The sequence below is a fragment of the Natrinema soli genome (assembly GCF_028618695.1).
In genome coordinates, this window is the sequence record NZ_JAQIVI010000610.1 from 3043 (window position 1) to 3581 (window position 539).

1 pseudogene is annotated in these 539 nt (G+C 66.2%); it reads right to left on the minus strand.

Annotated features, from left to right (window positions below):
* Nucleotides 1-260: 260 nt before the first annotated feature.
* Nucleotides 261-539 (minus strand): annotated as a pseudogene (locus PGX04_RS27790) (SAM-dependent methyltransferase); the annotation flags it as partial.

A 539-nucleotide genomic window follows, 5' to 3' on the forward strand; every position in this document is an offset into this window, starting at 1 on the left:
ATCAAAAGCACTCCTCCCTCCCCGTTGGGTCGGTCGTCGGCCCGCTCGCTCACCCCGTCTCACGGCCTTCGGCCGTTCGACTGTTCGCGGCGCGTAGCGCCGCGCACGGCTTCGCTCGCGGTCAATGACTGGGTGACGGCCTGCCCTCCCCCGGATCGCGGGGGCCTCGCAGCGCTCGGAGCCCACTCTCGGCCACCGCTTACTCGGTACTACTGAATCGATTTCTGACTCCACTGCAACTCGAGGAAAGAGAAACCGCGCTATTCGTTGCGCGCGATCGTCAGATATCCCGTGTGACCCACGGGGGCGGTCGACGGCCGCGAACCCCGTTCGTCGAACTGCATCTCGCGCTGAATGGTTTCTCGAGTGGTGACATCGGAGAGGCCGACCTCTCGAGCCGTCTCCGACACCTCGCGGGTCGACTCGATGAACGGGCTGTAAACCGCGAGGAATCCGCCGTCGACGAGGAGGTCCGGCGCGTGCTCGACCATCGCGGGCGCGTCGCCCGTATCGAGCGTGCACACGTCGAACGACGACGG